This is a genomic window from Photobacterium piscicola (assembly GCF_046058925.1).
Lineage (GTDB): Bacteria > Pseudomonadota > Gammaproteobacteria > Enterobacterales > Vibrionaceae > Photobacterium > Photobacterium piscicola.
This window is the reverse complement of record NZ_CP175534.1, coordinates 743132-757708: the sequence shown is the minus strand read 5'-3', so window position 1 is coordinate 757708 and position 14577 is coordinate 743132. Positions and strand designations below refer to the sequence as shown.

The window sequence follows — 14577 nt, the reverse complement described above, 5'->3', positions numbered from 1 at the left end:
ATAAATTACTGCAGCCTGTGAGCTAAACAACAATTCCATGCCTACTTAAGGTAGGCATGGCGTTGTGGATGTGAAACCTTATAGTACCAAACGACGGATGTCAGATAGACAACCATTTAAGTAAGTAATGAAACGTGCACCTTCAGCACCATCAATCACACGGTGATCGTATGATAGTGATAATGGCAGTTGTAGACGCGGTTCAAACTCTTTACCGTTCCATACTGGCTTCATTTCAGACTTAGATACACCAAGGATACCTACTTCTGGCGCATTCACGATTGGTGTGAACGCAGTACCACCTAAGCCACCTAGGCTTGAGATAGTGAAACAGCCACCTTGCATATCTGATGCAGTTAGCTTACCAGCACGTGCTTTCTTAGAGATAGTCATTAGCTCTTCAGATAGCTCGTAAATACCTTTCTTGTTCACGTCTTTAAATACAGGAACAACCAAGCCATTCGGTGTATCTACCGCGATGCCGATGTTGATGTATTTCTTCAAAATCAAGCTCTCGCCATCATCTGATAGTGAAGAGTTGAATGAAGGGAACGCTTCCAGTGCTTTCGCTGCCGCTTTAAGAATGAACACTAGTGGCGTGATCTTCATGCCAGAGTCTTTCTTCGCTTCGATAGCGTTTTGGTCTTTACGGAATGCTTCAAGCTCAGTGATATCTGCATTATCCCACTGTGTAACGTGTGGAATCATTACCCAGTTACGGTGCAGGTTCGCGCCAGAAATCTTCTTAATACGAGACAGCGGCTTAACTTCAGTGTCACCAAACTTGCTGAAGTCAATCTTCGGCCAAGGTAGTAGACCTAGAGCTGCGCCATCGCCTTTACCTGAAGCCGATGCTGCAGCACCAGATTCAAGACGCTTAAGTGCATCTTTAACGAAGCTTTGAACGTCTTCTTTCAGAACGCGGTTCTTACGGCCTGTACCTTTAACTTTCGCAAGGTTAACGCCAAACTCACGTGCTAGACGACGAACAACAGGTGATGCATGTGCATAATCGTTGTTTTCTTCAAAATCGCCCGTTGTTGCAGCAGCTGGAGCTGATGCAACAGGTGCCGCTGTAGGTGCAGGTGCTGCCGCTTGAACAGGAGCCGCCGCAACTGCAACCGGTGCTGCGCCAGCAACTTCAAAGATCATGATTAGCGAGCCAGTAGAAACCTTGTCGCCAGCAGCGATTTTGATTTCTTTGATAGTACCTGCAAACGGTGCTGGTACTTCCATTGATGCTTTGTCGCCTTCAACAGTAATTAGAGATTGCTCTTCTTCTACTGTATCGCCAACCGCAACCATGATTTCAGTGACTTCAACTTCATCACCGCCGATATCAGGCACGTGAACTTCTTTTGCTGCTGCAACAGCAGGTGCCGCTGCTACAGGTGCTACTGCTTGAGCAGGAGCCGCTACTGGCGCTGAACCAGCAACTTCAAAAATCATCACTAGTGAGCCAGTTGAAACTTTATCACCTGTTGCGATTTTAATTTCTTTTAGTACACCAGCGAACGGTGCAGGTACTTCCATTGATGCTTTATCGCCTTCAACGGTAAGTAGTGATTGCTCTTCTTCGATGCTGTCGCCGATAGCAACCATGATTTCAGTGACTTCAACTTCATCACCGCCGATATCAGGCACATGTACTTCTTTAAGCTCAGCTGCTGCCGCTGCCACAGGTGCGGCAACTGGTGCTGCTTCTGCTACAGGCGCTGCTACCGCTGCGCCTTCAGCTTCAAAGATCATGATCAATGAACCAGTAGAGACTGAATCACCCACCGCGATTTTAATTTCTTTTACGATACCCGCTTGAGAAGCAGGCACTTCCATTGATGCTTTATCGCCTTCAACAGTGATCAGTGATTGTTCTTCTTCAACCTTGTCGCCAACGCTAACAAGAATCTCAGTTACTTCAACCTCATCCGCACCGATATCAGGTACATTAATTTCGATTGCCATTATATTTGCCTCTTACGCGTATAGCGGGTTGATCTTGTCTGCATCAATGTTGAATTTAGCAATTGCATCTGCAACAACAGAATTCTCAATGTCACCACGTTTTGCCAATTCAGAAAGTGCAGCAACAACAACGTAGCCTGCATTAACTTCAAAGTGACGACGTAGGTTAGCGCGGCTGTCTGAACGACCGAAGCCATCAGTACCTAGTACTTTAAATGACTCAGAAGGCATGAACGCGCGAACTTGTTCTGCGTAGTTCTTCATGTAGTCAGTTGCAGCGATTGCAGGCTCAGAACCCATAACCGTTGTGATGTAAGGTACTTTCTGCTCCGCTTGTGGGTGCAGCATGTTATAACGCTCTACATCTTGACCGTCACGGGTTAATTCGTTGAATGATGTTACTGAGTAAACATCAGATGCAACACCGTAATCATCACTTAGAATTTGAGCCGCAGCGCGCACTTCATTCATGATAGTGCCAGAGCTCATTAGCTGAACTTTATTGCTACCAGCATAAGATTCTAACTTGTAGATACCCTTACGAATGCCTTCTTCAGCGCCTTCAGGCATGCCAGGCATTGCGTAGTTCTCATTCATTACTGTTAAGTAGTAATAAATGTTCTCTTGGCTCTCACCGTACATGCGACGAATACCGTCTTGCATGATAACCGCTAGCTCGTAAGCAAACGTTGGATCGTAAGAGATACAGTTTGGCACTGTGTTAGCCATAATGTGTGAGTGGCCATCTTCGTGCTGTAGACCTTCGCCGTTCAGGGTAGTACGACCTGCAGTAGCACCTAATAGGAAGCCACGAGCTTGTTGGTCACCTGCCATCCACGCCATGTCGCCAACGCGTTGGAAGCCAAACATTGAGTAGTAAATGTAGAACGGAATCATTGGTAGGTTGTTAGTGCTGTATGATGTTGCAGCAGCAACCCAAGATGCCATTGAACCTAATTCGTTGATACCTTCTTGCAGTACCTGACCTGAGTTTGCTTCTTTGTAGTAAGAAACAACGCCACGGTCTTCTGGAGTGTAAGTTTGACCCGCAGGGTTGTAGATACCCACTTGACGGAACAGACCTTCCATACCAAATGTACGCGCTTCATCACAGATGATTGGCACGATGTTCTTACCGATATTCTTATCTTTCAATAGAATATTAAGCGTACGAACGTAAGCCATTGTGGTAGAGATTTCACGCTTTTGCTCAACCAGCAATGGTGCAAACTCTTCTAGCTCAGGTACTTTAAATTCTTGAGTGAACTTAGGGCTACGCTTAGGTGTGTAACCTAATAGTGCTTCACGACGAGCGTGTAGGTAGTTGTACTCTGCAGAGCCTTGTTCAAGCTCTAGGTAAGGCAATGATTTAATTGCTTCATCAGAGATAAGATCTTGTAGACCTAAACGATCACGTAGGTATTGAACATGAGTCATGTCCATTTTCTTCACGCCGTGAGCGATGTTCTTACCTTCTGCTGCTTCACCCATGCCGTAACCTTTAACAGTTTTAGCAAGAATAACAGTCGGCTTACCTTGAGTATCTTTTGCATTAGTAAATGCAGCAAATAGCTTAGATGAATCGTGACCACCACGTTTCAGCTCAAAGATTTGCTCATCTGTCATGTCAGCAACCAGTGCTGCAGTCTCAGGGTATTTACCAAAGAAGTGCTCACGTACATAAGCGCCATCTTTAGATTTAAATGTCTGGTAGTCACCATCGATAGTTTCGTTCATTAACTGAAGTAACTTACCAGTAGTGTCTTTAGCTAGCAGTGAATCCCAGTTGTTACCCCAGATCACTTTAACCACATTCCAGCCAGCACCTTTAAATAGGCCTTCTAGCTCTTGAATGATCTTACCGTTACCCATAACCGGACCATCTAGGCGCTGTAGGTTACAGTTGATAAGGAAACATAGGTTATCTAGCTTCTCACGCGCAGCGAAAGAAATCGCACCACGTGATTCTGGCTCATCCATCTCGCCGTCACCTAGGAACGCGTAAACACGTTGCGCTGAAGTGTCTTTAAGACCACGGCCTTCTAAATATTTAAGGAAACGCGCTTGGTAGATCGCAGAGATAGGACCTAGACCCATAGATACCGTTGGGAACTGCCAGAATTCAGGCATTAACTTAGGGTGTGGGTATGAAGGAATACCTTTGCCATCAACTTCTTGACGGAAGTTATCAAGCTGATCTGCTGTTAAACGGCCTTCAACGAAAGCACGAGAGTAGATTCCTGGAGAGATGTGACCTTGGTAATAAACCAAATCGCCGCCATCCACGTCATTAGGTGCGCGGAAGAAGTGGTTAAAACATACTTCATAGAAAGCCGAAGCAGACTGGTAAGACGCCATGTGGCCGCCTAGGTCTAAATCTTTCTTTGAAGCACGCAATACGATCATGATCGCGTTCCAGCGAATGATAGAACGGATACGACGCTCTAGCGTAGTATCACCTGGGTACGCAGGTTCTTGCGCCGCAGGAATCGTATTAATGTAATTAGTGTTGATGCCTGTTGCCATATCAACACCATCTAAACGTGCTTTATCCAATACTTGCTCTAGTAAGTACTGTGCGCGTTCAACACCTTCTTCACGGACTACTGATTCAAGGGCTTCTAACCAATCTTGAGTTTCCAGTGCATCCACGTCACTCTTCATGACTTCAGACATGCGATCTATCCTTTCGTTATAATCAATCAACTAAACTAACAATGTCGCGACTTGCAAATGGCCTTTGGCTGATAAAGAACCCTAGTCAAGCCCGTCCTTGCGTTGCTGGATTCGGCGAAGAGAGCGTTGACGCCTGCTATCTTCTCGCGATAAATCCAACAAAGTTTCCTCAATGTAAGCCAAATGTGCATGGGATGCTTCACGCGCCTTTTTAGGCTGTTTTGAAACAATCGCCGCAACAATATTGGCCCTATGTTTGCTCACCTTATCCACCACCGCTTGATGACGATTAAGGTATTCAAAATTCTGTAATACGTTCTGTTCCAACAATGGCGCTAAACTACGAATAATGTGCAATAACACCACATTATGTGCCGACTCTGTAACCGCAATAAGGTATTGCATTACCGCAGTTGCTTCGGCGGCTAAATCGCCTTGTTGTTGTGCTTGTTGAATCCGCACATGACAATCTTTAATACGATCAAAGTCATCATCATTACCACGCAGGGCCGCATAATATGCCGCTAATCCCTCTAGCGCATGGCGCGCCTCAACTAAATCTAATTGTGTTTCTGGATGTGCTGCTAATAAATCGAGCAGTGGCTCAGAAAAACTTTCCCATAAATTTTCTGTCACAAATGTGCCGCCACCTTGACGACGCGTCAGTAAATGTTTGGCTTCTAAGCGCTGAATCGCCTCACGAACAGAAGGGCGAGAAACATCAAATTGCTTTGCTAGTTCACGCTCAGGAGGCAGTTGTTGTCCCGGAGATAACGTCCCTTCAACAATCAAACACTCAAGCTCTTTTTCGATAGCCTCACAAAGTTTGGGTTGGCGAATACGTTTATAGGTCATTATGATGAATGCTTCTTATAATCAATCTGCTTCATAACAAAACTAACAATACGGGTAATTGGTATTACCAATTTGCTGACGTGGAAAGTTTACAGAAATAATCGTGAAAGTCCACACTCAACTTGATTGAAATCATAGAACGCGTATTCGTTAACACAACTTAAACACATATAACCACATCAAATAACAATCAATCAGACACTAAGCGACCAACTAAATTCCATTCTGATGCTAAGTAAAACAAGATTTAGATAAAAAGCCTATGATTTATCAGTACTAATTAACCAATCTATTAATAATTCATATTTTACAATTGGGCTTTATAGCCATGCCAATCAAACACTAATCCGGGGTCAGTTTTACGTCCCGGCGCAATAAATTCATGCCCGGTAATTCGCTGGCGTGTAATAGCAGGATATTGCTGCATTATTTTTTGGGTAAGAGTGGCTAATGTTTCATACTGACACGATGTAAAAGGTAAATAGTCACAACCTTCAAGTTCAATGCCAATCGAATAATCGTTACATTTATCACGTCCTTCAAAGCAAGAAATTCCCGCATGCCATGCTCGCGCATTAAATGGTACGAACTGAATAATACTCCCATCACGGCGAATCAAACAGTGAGCCGAAACGCGGAACTGATGAATTAATGCGAAATAAGCATGTTCGTTAGGATCAAGCCGCCCCGTAAATAACTGCTCAATGTAAGGTCCACCAAACTCCCCCGGCGGCAAACTAATGTTATGCACCACCAGCAGTGAAATATCATCATCAGGGCGAGTATCACAAAATGGCGATGGCACGTGTTTAACGTCATCAAGCCAGTGATCGCGATTAATGGTTAAAGTCATATCAACCTCAAAGTAAAGAAATAGGTATCGAGTATCGTAGGAAAAACTAAAACTATCTCTCTGTAAATAGTCACGGAAAAAAAGATTCCACACGCCCCCAGCTCTTCCTGCATTCCCTCGCTCCTCGAAAACTATCAACCTCACCTCTGTTTCCCTCGTAACTCTTAACCTCATCCCTCGCTACTCGCCCTTGCTTCCCTCGCCCCTCGAAAACTATCAACCTCATCACTCGCTACTCGTCCCTGCTTCCCTCGCCCCTAACCCCCGACTAACCTCCTCGCCCCTTTCTCCCCTCGAAAACTGAATCTATTCCCTGTATGCTTTTGCTATCACTCGCGGTAATTCACTTACCGGCAAACTCTTGCAATGGATACGACATGACGACTATGGAACAGAAACACGACAGCAGTGCTCGCCTTACTTACCTTAAACAGCAACTACCGCTAGAAATCACTCGCGCCGTTGCTGATACTCTGCGTGAAGATTTAGGTGGTGAGATTGATGCTAGCCGTGATATTACCGCCAATTTAATTGCGGCGGATAGTCACAGCAGCGCCACCATTATTACCCGTGAATATGGCGTTTTTTGTGGTCAACTGTGGGCCGATGAAGTGTTTGCCCAATTGGGCGGTGAAGTGGTGATTGAGTGGCAGGTTGCCGATGGTGAGGTAGTCAAACCCAATCAAGTGTTATGTACTCTAAGTGGGCCATCACGAGTATTGCTCACTGGTGAGCGTAATGCGATGAACTTTATTCAAACCTTATCAGGTTGCGCCACTCTTACCGCCGAATATGTCAACCAACTGGTCGGCACCAATACCCGTTTATTAGATACCCGAAAAACTGTTCCCGGCTTGCGCAGCGCCCTCAAATATGCGGTCAGTTGTGGTGGCGGTTTTAACCACCGCATTGGCGTGTTTGATGCCTATTTGATCAAAGAAAATCACATCATGGCTTGCGGTGGCATTGAAAAAGCAATCGCCACGGCCAAACAATTAAACCCCGGCAAACCGGTAGAAATAGAAACCGAATCGCTCGCCGAATTAGAACAAGCAATTGCCGCTGGCGCGGATATTATTATGCTGGATAATTTTTCATTAGAGATGATGCGTGAAGCGGTAAAAATTAACGCCGGCCGCGCGGCTTTGGAAAACTCTGGTGATATTACTCTGAATAATATTCGCGAATGTGCGTTAACGGGTGTAGATTATATTTCAGTCGGTGCGCTAACCAAGCATGTGCGAGCAATGGATTTGTCGATGCGGTTTAGGTAGTCTGCGAGGAAGAGCAGGTAATAGAGGGGCGAGGTTTCTAGCCCTCGAGGTGCGAGGAAGAGCTGTTTTTATCTCGCCACTCGTCTCGCCCCTGCTTCCCCTCGCCCCTGCTTCCCCTCGTCCCTGCTTTCCCTTTGCCCTACTTTTCCTGCTCTCCCTCGCCCCTTATTCACCTCACAACCTGCCTCGTTTCTGCGCCCCAACTCCAGCCCTATTTTGCAACCGCTGCAACAATCACATAAATAATTCAAACTGCACCGAGCAATACCACCCCTGTTATTCAATCAAGCACTTAAGCCTTTTATTCTAGTTCCACAGCACTACCCCTTTGTCCACATTGGACGACTTAAAACCTTCAAGGAATGGAATATGAAAAAGCAACAAGGCTTTACCCTTATTGAACTGATGATCGTGGTAGCGGTGATCGGTGTGTTATCGGCAATTGCAATTCCTAAATATCAACAATATGTAGAAAAAGGAGCTATTGCAGCGGCTCTATCATCAGCAACAGCTTTAAAAACTAATTATGAAGATTATCTTGCAGTCAGCGGAGCTGCACCAACAACATCAGCTGCAATTGGAGCAACAAAATTTAGCCTTGGAACTGTAACAGTAACCTCTGGTGCAATAGCAGTAGCTGTTACTGAAGGTGGCGGTAAAGGAGCAGGAGTTACTCTAACTAGAGCGGATAATGCTTGGACATGTGCCGTTAGTGCATCAAGTGCAACTATAAAATTAAATGGCTGTACAACTAACGAAACTAGTAGCTAATGCAAACAAACCTCGCCTCGATCCTGTTCCAAGCTGAGTTAATCAGCGCCGAACAAGAGCAACAAATTGTCGAGTCGGTGACGGCGGAAGGGATTAATGTCCCGACCGCCATTACTCGTCTAGGAATCATGGCGGATGATGAACTAGCACGTTCATTATCACACCTGTTCAATCTTGATCGGGTTGATGTCCACCACTATGACTTTCAAGGTTGCTGTCAAAGTGTCTACCAACGTGAACTGGTGTTACGCCATCGCGTGCTGCCGCTTGCGCAAGACAATAGCACCCTTTTCGTCGGCCTTAGCGATCCTACCAATGTCGAGGCGCAAGATGAATTTCGCTTCGCTATTGGTAAGAACGTTGAAGCACTATTATTAGACAACAAACAACTTGAATCGGCGATTCGCCGAGTTTACGGTAGTGATATCGGTGATGTTGGTAACAGCCGCCAAATCAGTGATGAAGATTTAGGTAACTTAATTGATATCAACGATATTGAACTTGATGAAGCCACCGATTTAAGCCAAGACAGCGCTCCGGTTACTCGTTATATCAACCAAGTATTAATGGATGCTCTGCGCCGTAAAGCATCCGACATTCACTTTGAACCCTATGAAACCAGCTATCGAATTCGGTTTCGTTGTGATGGTATTTTGCATCAGCATTTAACACCACCAGCCAGTTTATCGCGGCGGTTATCAACCCGTTTAAAGGTAATGTCCAAGCTCAATATTGCCGAACGTCGTCAACCACAAGATGGCCGCATCAAACTTAAATTATCCGATTCACTGGCAATTGATCTGCGAGTTTCTACCCTACCAACCTTGTGGGGCGAAAAAGTAGTACTGCGTATTTTAGACAGTTCCAGTGCCAGCTTAAACATTGATATTTTAGGGTATAGCGACGCTCAAAAGCAGGCTTATTTAACCGCGCTGCAACGCCCGCAAGGGATGATTTTAATGACTGGCCCCACTGGTAGTGGCAAAACCGTGTCGCTCTATACCGGTTTAAGTATTTTAAACACTGACGAGCGCAATATTTCTACCGCCGAAGATCCGGTTGAGATCAACCTCCAAGGTATCAACCAAGTTCAAATCAATAATCAGGCTGGACTTGGATTTGCTGAAGCATTGCGATCGTTTCTACGTCAAGACCCAGATGTAGTAATGGTCGGTGAAATTCGTGATCTTGAAACCGCCGAAATTGCGGTTAAAGCGGCGCAAACTGGGCACTTGGTGTTATCAACCCTGCACACCAACTCAGCTGCGGAAACCATTACCCGTTTAACCAACATGGGCGTCGAAGATTTTAACCTTGCCTCATCACTGAGTTTAATTATTGCGCAGCGGTTAGCACGTCGATTATGCAGTCACTGTAAGCAACCGCATCTACTTGATGACTTAACTTGTGAACGCTTAAAACTGCCACTTAACACTAGTGTTTATCAAGCCCATAAAGAAGGCTGTGATGATTGCAACAAAGGCTATGTTGGCCGAGTGGGTATTTATGAAGTGATGCAATTTAGCCGTGAAATTGCTGAAGCATTAATGCAAAACGCCACCAGCTTACAATTAGAAGATATTGCTGCCAGCCAAGGCATGCAACGACTACGCGAATCAGGAGTAGATAAATTAGTTGAAGGCATTACTAGCCTTGTCGAATTACAACGGGTACTACAACTCTAATAACATCACTCGACTTTACTTCCCATCACTGTATTTTTAAAAAGGATCTCTTATGGTTGCTGCCACTAAAATTCGTTACTACCAATGGCGGGGCATCAATCAAGCCGGACGTAAAGTCTCAGGCGTCACAATGGGATTTCAAGAACAAGAAGTCCGTCATCAGCTCACCGAGCAAATGATCAATATTAAAAAGATCAAACGCACCTCTCCCGGCACCTTAGATCGACTTCGTAACCAAATGAAGCCCGAAGATGTCACCATGGTGACACGTCAATTATCGACCATGGTTGAATCAGGCGTTCCTGTAGTACAAGCATTAACCTTAATGGCTAACAGTCACCACAAAGCAGAAATGCGCGCTACCCTAATTCAGGTGACCAACCAAGTTGAAGCCGGATCATCATTAGCCAAAGCAATGCGCTCTAGCTCGCCATTGTTTGATAAATTTTATTGTGACTTGGTCGATACGGGTGAGCAAACCGGTCACCTTGGGCAAGTATTTGGCCGCATTGCGGTGTATCGCGAAAAAGCCGAAGCAATGCGTAAAAAAATCATCAAAGCGATGATCTACCCTTCGATGGTCTCTATCACCGCCATCTTAGTTACAGTGTTAATGCTGGTGTTTGTTATTCCACAGTTTGCGGCTATTTTCAGTGGCTTTGGCGCAGAACTGCCATGGTTTACGCGCCAAGTCATGAAGGCTTCAGACTTTCTCATTGATTATGGTTATTATCTTGGCGGTGGCATTGTGCTGACCATCATCATCTACCGTTATTGCTATCGCCAGTATTATGGTTTTCATTATCGTGTCGATAAACTGAGCCTAAAGCTACCTATTGTTGGTGGAGTATTACTTAAAGCGACCATTTCTCGTTTTGCTCGCACTCTCGCCACCACCTTTAATGCTGGTATCCCACTGTTAACTGGCATTCAATCGGCGGGAAAAACCAGTAATAATCTTTATATCGAACAAGCGATTGATGAAGTTTATAACAGTACCGCCGCCGGTATGCCATTATACTTAGCCCTGCGTCAAGCCGATGTTTTTCCAGAATTAATGCTGCAAATGGTGATGATTGGTGAAGAATCGGGGGCACTTGATGATATGCTCAATAAAATGGCACAGTTATACGAAGATGATGTTGATAATACTGTCGATAATCTGGGCCAAATTATGGAACCGTTTATTATCATTATTCTTGGTATCATTATCGGTGGTTTATTAGTCGCGATGTACATGCCTATCTTTACGCTAATGAGCGTTATAGGGTAATTACACTCTAATCAATAGCCGTGACATTAACGTTATCAAATGTATTTTTTAAGAGAGTATTGCATGGCTGTACTGAGTTATTACCCGTGGCTGTATCCACTGTTTGCTACGATTTTGGGTTTATTGATTGGTAGTTTTTTAAATGTGGTTATTTATCGGCTACCGATCATGATGGAACGTCAGTGGCGTCAAGAATGCCATGATTGCTTTCCTGAACTTGATGTGCCACTTCAAAATGATCCAACGCCATTTAATCTCAGCGTTCCCCGTTCTCGTTGCCCTCACTGCAACCATGCCATTAGTGCACTAGAAAATATTCCGCTTATTAGCTGGTTAGTATTAAAAGGCAAATGCCGCGAGTGCCATGCGCCAATCAGTAAGCGCTATCCCGCAATTGAACTTCTGACCGCGATTATTAGCTTAACCGTTGCGCTCATGTTGCCGCCAACATGGTGGGCTGTTGCTGTTTTAGGCGCAAGCTTTGCTCTGATCGCGCTGACCTTTATTGATATCGACAAAATGCTACTGCCGGATCAAATCACGCTACCATTGATGTGGACGGGAATTTTATTGGCTTTAAGTGGTATCAGTCCGGTTTCATTAACTGATTCTATTATTGGCGCAATGGCGGGGTATTTATCGCTGTGGTCGGTATTTTGGGCGTTTAAATTACTGACCAAAAAAGATGGCATGGGCTATGGTGATTTTAAACTACTGGCGGCGATTGGCGCATGGGTAGGCTGGTCATTATTGCCATTTGTGGTGCTACTGTCTTCTCTAGTGGGCGCAATATGCGGCATTATCATGCTACGTATCAAGCAGGAAGATCAACAAACCCCGTTCTCTTTTGGACCATACCTTGCTGTCGCTGGCTGGATTGCTATGCTATGGGGCCAACCAATTTTAAATTGGTATGTTGGCTCTTATTTAGGATTCTGATTGATGACAATTGTAATTGGTTTAACTGGTGGTATTGGCAGTGGTAAAACAACCGTTGCCAATATGTTTGCTGACTATGGCATCGATTTAATTGATGCCGATATTATCGCCCGTGAAGTAGTGGCAGTCGGCAGTGTCGGTTTAGCCCGCATCACGGAAAAATTCGGTAATCACATACTGCTTAGCGATGGCAACCTTGATCGTAGCCAATTAAGAACCGCTATTTTTAGTGATCCACAACTCAAAAACTGGCTCAATCAACTGCTTCACCCGTTGATACGTGAAAAGATGTTAGCTGATATAGAGCGTGCTACATCGCCGTATTGTCTGCTGATTGTGCCGTTAATGATCGAGAATAACCTGCAAACCCTAACCGATCGATTACTGGTGGTTGACGTTGACCAACAAACACAGATAATGCGTACCCAGCAGCGAGACAATGTATCGCTTGAGCAAATAAAAAATATTCTTGCAGCGCAAGCTTCGCGCCAACAACGGCTCGATGCTGCCGATGATATCATTTGTAATAACGGTGATAATCAGGCACTGTTGACGCAAGTTGCTCAGCTACATCTGCATTATCTTGCTCTAGCGCAAGCAGCAAAATAACGCTTAGCGCGCATTCATTATTTTTTGGCTTCCACTGGTTTCCGTTATGCAAATACATCGCTATGAACACCCTCTCAATGAAAAAGTGCGTATTTACCTACGCCTAGAACACTTACTCAAACAATTACATGACAGCAGCGACCTTAGCGACCCATGGCAATATACGATTTTCTTTAATGCCTTATTTGATCTGTTAGAGTTAATAGAACAAATTCCGGTTAAAACTGATCTTGCGAAAGCGCTCGATAAGCAAAGCACTAAATTAAAAGCATGGTTAGACTATGACGGTGTTGATCCAACCGCGATTCAATCATTACTCGATAACATGAGTCATGCTCAGAAAAACTTATTAGCTGCACCACGTTTGGGCCAAAGCCTACGTGAAGATCGTTTTCTAAGCTCGATTCGTCAACGTTTCTCAATTCCTGGTGGCACTTGTAGTTTTGATCTGCCAGCGCTGCACTTTTGGCGTCAAATGCCATTAGAAGAACGTCAACAAACGACTCAAGCATGGCTTGACCAATTAGCTGAAGTCGATGAAGCACTCAAGCTATGGCTACACTTAGTCCGTCAATCAGCACAATACCAACCACAATCAGCACATAATGGTTTTTTCCAAAATGATGCAAGCCTATCGTGTTTACTTCGTATTGAAATCGATGCAAGCTATGGTGTTTATCCTGTAGTATCAGGTCATCGCAGCCACTTCTCTATTCGCTTTTCTCCTTATGAAGAAGGCTCGACAGTGGCAAGTAATATCGACTTTAAACTAGCTATTTGCTGAGGTAACTATGTCACAATCTCAACCGACAGTGGTGAAATGCCCAACCTGTAAAACGGATGTAGTGTGGGGCGAACAAAGTCCATACCGTCCATTTTGCTGTAAACGCTGCCAATTGATCGATCTTGGTGAGTGGGCAGATGAAGAGAAATCCATTGCAGGTGCACCTGATATGTCAGATGCCGATGGTTGGTCAGAAGATACCTACTAACTCTTCATTCAGCGACAAAGTAACGGATAACTGATTAAGGGCGAGCCAATGTCGACATTAGCTCGCCCTTTTTAATAACAATATTTTTCTTGTCTGATTTTATGTAGGTACGATCTTATGTCAAAAGAAGTTATGCCTAAAAAACGTGTTTGGATCGCAGCAGGGATCATTTTAAATTCAACCCAAGATCACATCTTTATTACTCGTCGCCACGCCAATGCTCATCAAGGTGGATTATGGGAATTTGCAGGCGGCAAAGTAGAAGCCAATGAGACTGCTGAACAAGCGGTTATTCGTGAACTTAACGAGGAAGTAGGGATTCAAGTCACTACGCTAACGCCATTGATTAGCCTTGCTCATGATTACCCTGATAAAGCCTTACAGTTTGATTTTTTCGCCATCACAGCATTCACAGGTGAAGCATGTGGTAATGAAGGCCAAGCCGGATTGTGGGTCGCCATTGACGATCTTGAGCAATACCCATTCCCTGAGGCTAATGCGGCGGTATTGGCGAAGATAGTTGAGGTTTATGGGGGATAATTTATTCCGTCATCCCGGAAATTGAGGTACGAAATTATCCGGGATCTACTCACAATGAGCTTGAGCCTAACAGATACCAAAAATAATATTAACTCTACGGCGTATGAATAGTAGATTCCCTATCTCGTTCGTAACCTCACTGTAGGGA

13 protein-coding genes are annotated in these 14577 nt (G+C 44.6%); 9 read left to right on the top strand and 4 right to left on the bottom strand.

Annotated elements, in window-relative coordinates; translation table 11 throughout:
* Positions 1–78: 78 nt before the first annotated feature.
* The 4 genes from aceF to ampD form a co-directional block, all read right to left on the bottom strand.
* The gene (gene aceF, locus ACJZU6_RS03660) at positions 79–1962 is read right to left on the bottom strand and encodes a pyruvate dehydrogenase complex dihydrolipoyllysine-residue acetyltransferase (protein ID WP_408900659.1); all 1884 of its coding nucleotides are present in this window, start codon (positions 1960–1962) and stop codon (positions 79–81) included.
* A 12-nt stretch (positions 1963–1974) separates the two neighbouring features.
* Entirely contained in the window at positions 1975–4638 is a 2664-nt protein-coding gene (gene aceE, locus ACJZU6_RS03655) for a pyruvate dehydrogenase (acetyl-transferring), homodimeric type (RefSeq protein WP_080158297.1), read from the bottom strand.
* Positions 4639–4719: 81 nt separating this feature from the next.
* Complete coding sequence (gene pdhR / locus ACJZU6_RS03650) at positions 4720–5493, bottom strand: pyruvate dehydrogenase complex transcriptional repressor PdhR (protein ID WP_080158298.1); 774 nt, start codon at positions 5491–5493, stop codon at positions 4720–4722.
* A 307-nt stretch (positions 5494–5800) separates the two neighbouring features.
* Positions 5801–6346, bottom strand: a complete 546-nt coding sequence (gene ampD, locus ACJZU6_RS03645; RefSeq protein WP_408900658.1) for a 1,6-anhydro-N-acetylmuramyl-L-alanine amidase AmpD — start codon at positions 6344–6346, stop codon at positions 5801–5803.
* A gap of 386 nt (positions 6347–6732) precedes the next feature.
* Between ampD and nadC the strand changes: the two genes are divergently transcribed.
* From nadC to mutT, 9 genes are all read left to right on the top strand, one after another.
* Positions 6733–7620 carry a carboxylating nicotinate-nucleotide diphosphorylase gene (nadC, locus tag ACJZU6_RS03640; RefSeq protein WP_408900913.1) on the top strand — a complete coding sequence of 296 codons (888 nt, stop codon included), beginning with the start codon at positions 6733–6735 and terminating at the stop codon, positions 7618–7620.
* Positions 7621–7989: 369 nt separating this feature from the next.
* Positions 7990–8391: a prepilin-type N-terminal cleavage/methylation domain-containing protein gene (locus tag ACJZU6_RS03635; protein WP_408900657.1), complete on the top strand. Its 402-nt coding sequence runs from the start codon at positions 7990–7992 to the stop codon at positions 8389–8391.
* Positions 8391–10076 (top strand): type IV-A pilus assembly ATPase PilB, encoded by a 1686-nt coding sequence (gene pilB / locus ACJZU6_RS03630; RefSeq protein ID WP_408900656.1) that lies wholly within the window; start codon positions 8391–8393, stop codon positions 10074–10076. The genes ACJZU6_RS03635 and pilB overlap by 1 nt, the downstream gene beginning before the upstream one ends.
* Positions 10077–10128: 52 nt before the next feature.
* The gene (locus tag ACJZU6_RS03625; RefSeq protein WP_107276463.1) at positions 10129–11349 is read left to right on the top strand and encodes a type II secretion system F family protein; all 1221 of its coding nucleotides are present in this window, start codon (positions 10129–10131) and stop codon (positions 11347–11349) included.
* Between the two features lie 63 nt (positions 11350–11412).
* Positions 11413–12288 carry a prepilin peptidase gene (locus tag ACJZU6_RS03620; RefSeq protein WP_408900655.1) on the top strand — a complete coding sequence of 292 codons (876 nt, stop codon included), beginning with the start codon at positions 11413–11415 and terminating at the stop codon, positions 12286–12288.
* Between the two features lie 3 nt (positions 12289–12291).
* On the top strand, positions 12292–12897 hold the full coding sequence (gene coaE, locus ACJZU6_RS03615; protein ID WP_080158304.1) for a dephospho-CoA kinase: 606 nt from the start codon (positions 12292–12294) through the stop codon (positions 12895–12897).
* A gap of 46 nt (positions 12898–12943) precedes the next feature.
* Positions 12944–13681 (top strand): cell division protein ZapD, encoded by a 738-nt coding sequence (zapD, locus tag ACJZU6_RS03610; RefSeq protein WP_080158305.1) that lies wholly within the window; start codon positions 12944–12946, stop codon positions 13679–13681.
* A 7-nt stretch (positions 13682–13688) separates the two neighbouring features.
* On the top strand, positions 13689–13889 hold the full coding sequence (yacG, locus tag ACJZU6_RS03605) for a DNA gyrase inhibitor YacG (protein WP_080158306.1): 201 nt from the start codon (positions 13689–13691) through the stop codon (positions 13887–13889).
* 132 nt (positions 13890–14021) lie between these two features.
* On the top strand, positions 14022–14429 hold the full coding sequence (mutT, locus tag ACJZU6_RS03600; RefSeq protein WP_080158398.1) for an 8-oxo-dGTP diphosphatase MutT: 408 nt from the start codon (positions 14022–14024) through the stop codon (positions 14427–14429).
* Positions 14430–14577 lie beyond the last annotated feature (148 nt).

What these genes read in the sequence shown, in the direction of transcription:
- aceF (WP_408900659.1), bottom strand. Translation starts at nt 1,962, where the DNA reads ATGGCAATCGAAATTAATGTACCTGATATCGGTGCGGATGAGGTTGAA.
- aceE (WP_080158297.1), bottom strand. Translation starts at nt 4,638, where the DNA reads ATGTCTGAAGTCATGAAGAGTGACGTGGATGCACTGGAAACTCAAGAT.
- pdhR (WP_080158298.1), bottom strand. Translation starts at nt 5,493, where the DNA reads ATGACCTATAAACGTATTCGCCAACCCAAACTTTGTGAGGCTATCGAA.
- ampD (WP_408900658.1), bottom strand. Translation starts at nt 6,346, where the DNA reads ATGACTTTAACCATTAATCGCGATCACTGGCTTGATGACGTTAAACAC.
- nadC (WP_408900913.1), top strand. Translation starts at nt 6,733, where the DNA reads ATGGAACAGAAACACGACAGCAGTGCTCGCCTTACTTACCTTAAACAG.
- ACJZU6_RS03635 (WP_408900657.1), top strand. Translation starts at nt 7,990, where the DNA reads ATGAAAAAGCAACAAGGCTTTACCCTTATTGAACTGATGATCGTGGTA.
- pilB (WP_408900656.1), top strand. Translation starts at nt 8,391, where the DNA reads ATGCAAACAAACCTCGCCTCGATCCTGTTCCAAGCTGAGTTAATCAGC.
- ACJZU6_RS03625 (WP_107276463.1), top strand. Translation starts at nt 10,129, where the DNA reads ATGGTTGCTGCCACTAAAATTCGTTACTACCAATGGCGGGGCATCAAT.
- ACJZU6_RS03620 (WP_408900655.1), top strand. Translation starts at nt 11,413, where the DNA reads ATGGCTGTACTGAGTTATTACCCGTGGCTGTATCCACTGTTTGCTACG.
- coaE (WP_080158304.1), top strand. Translation starts at nt 12,292, where the DNA reads ATGACAATTGTAATTGGTTTAACTGGTGGTATTGGCAGTGGTAAAACA.
- zapD (WP_080158305.1), top strand. Translation starts at nt 12,944, where the DNA reads ATGCAAATACATCGCTATGAACACCCTCTCAATGAAAAAGTGCGTATT.
- yacG (WP_080158306.1), top strand. Translation starts at nt 13,689, where the DNA reads ATGTCACAATCTCAACCGACAGTGGTGAAATGCCCAACCTGTAAAACG.
- mutT (WP_080158398.1), top strand. Translation starts at nt 14,022, where the DNA reads ATGCCTAAAAAACGTGTTTGGATCGCAGCAGGGATCATTTTAAATTCA.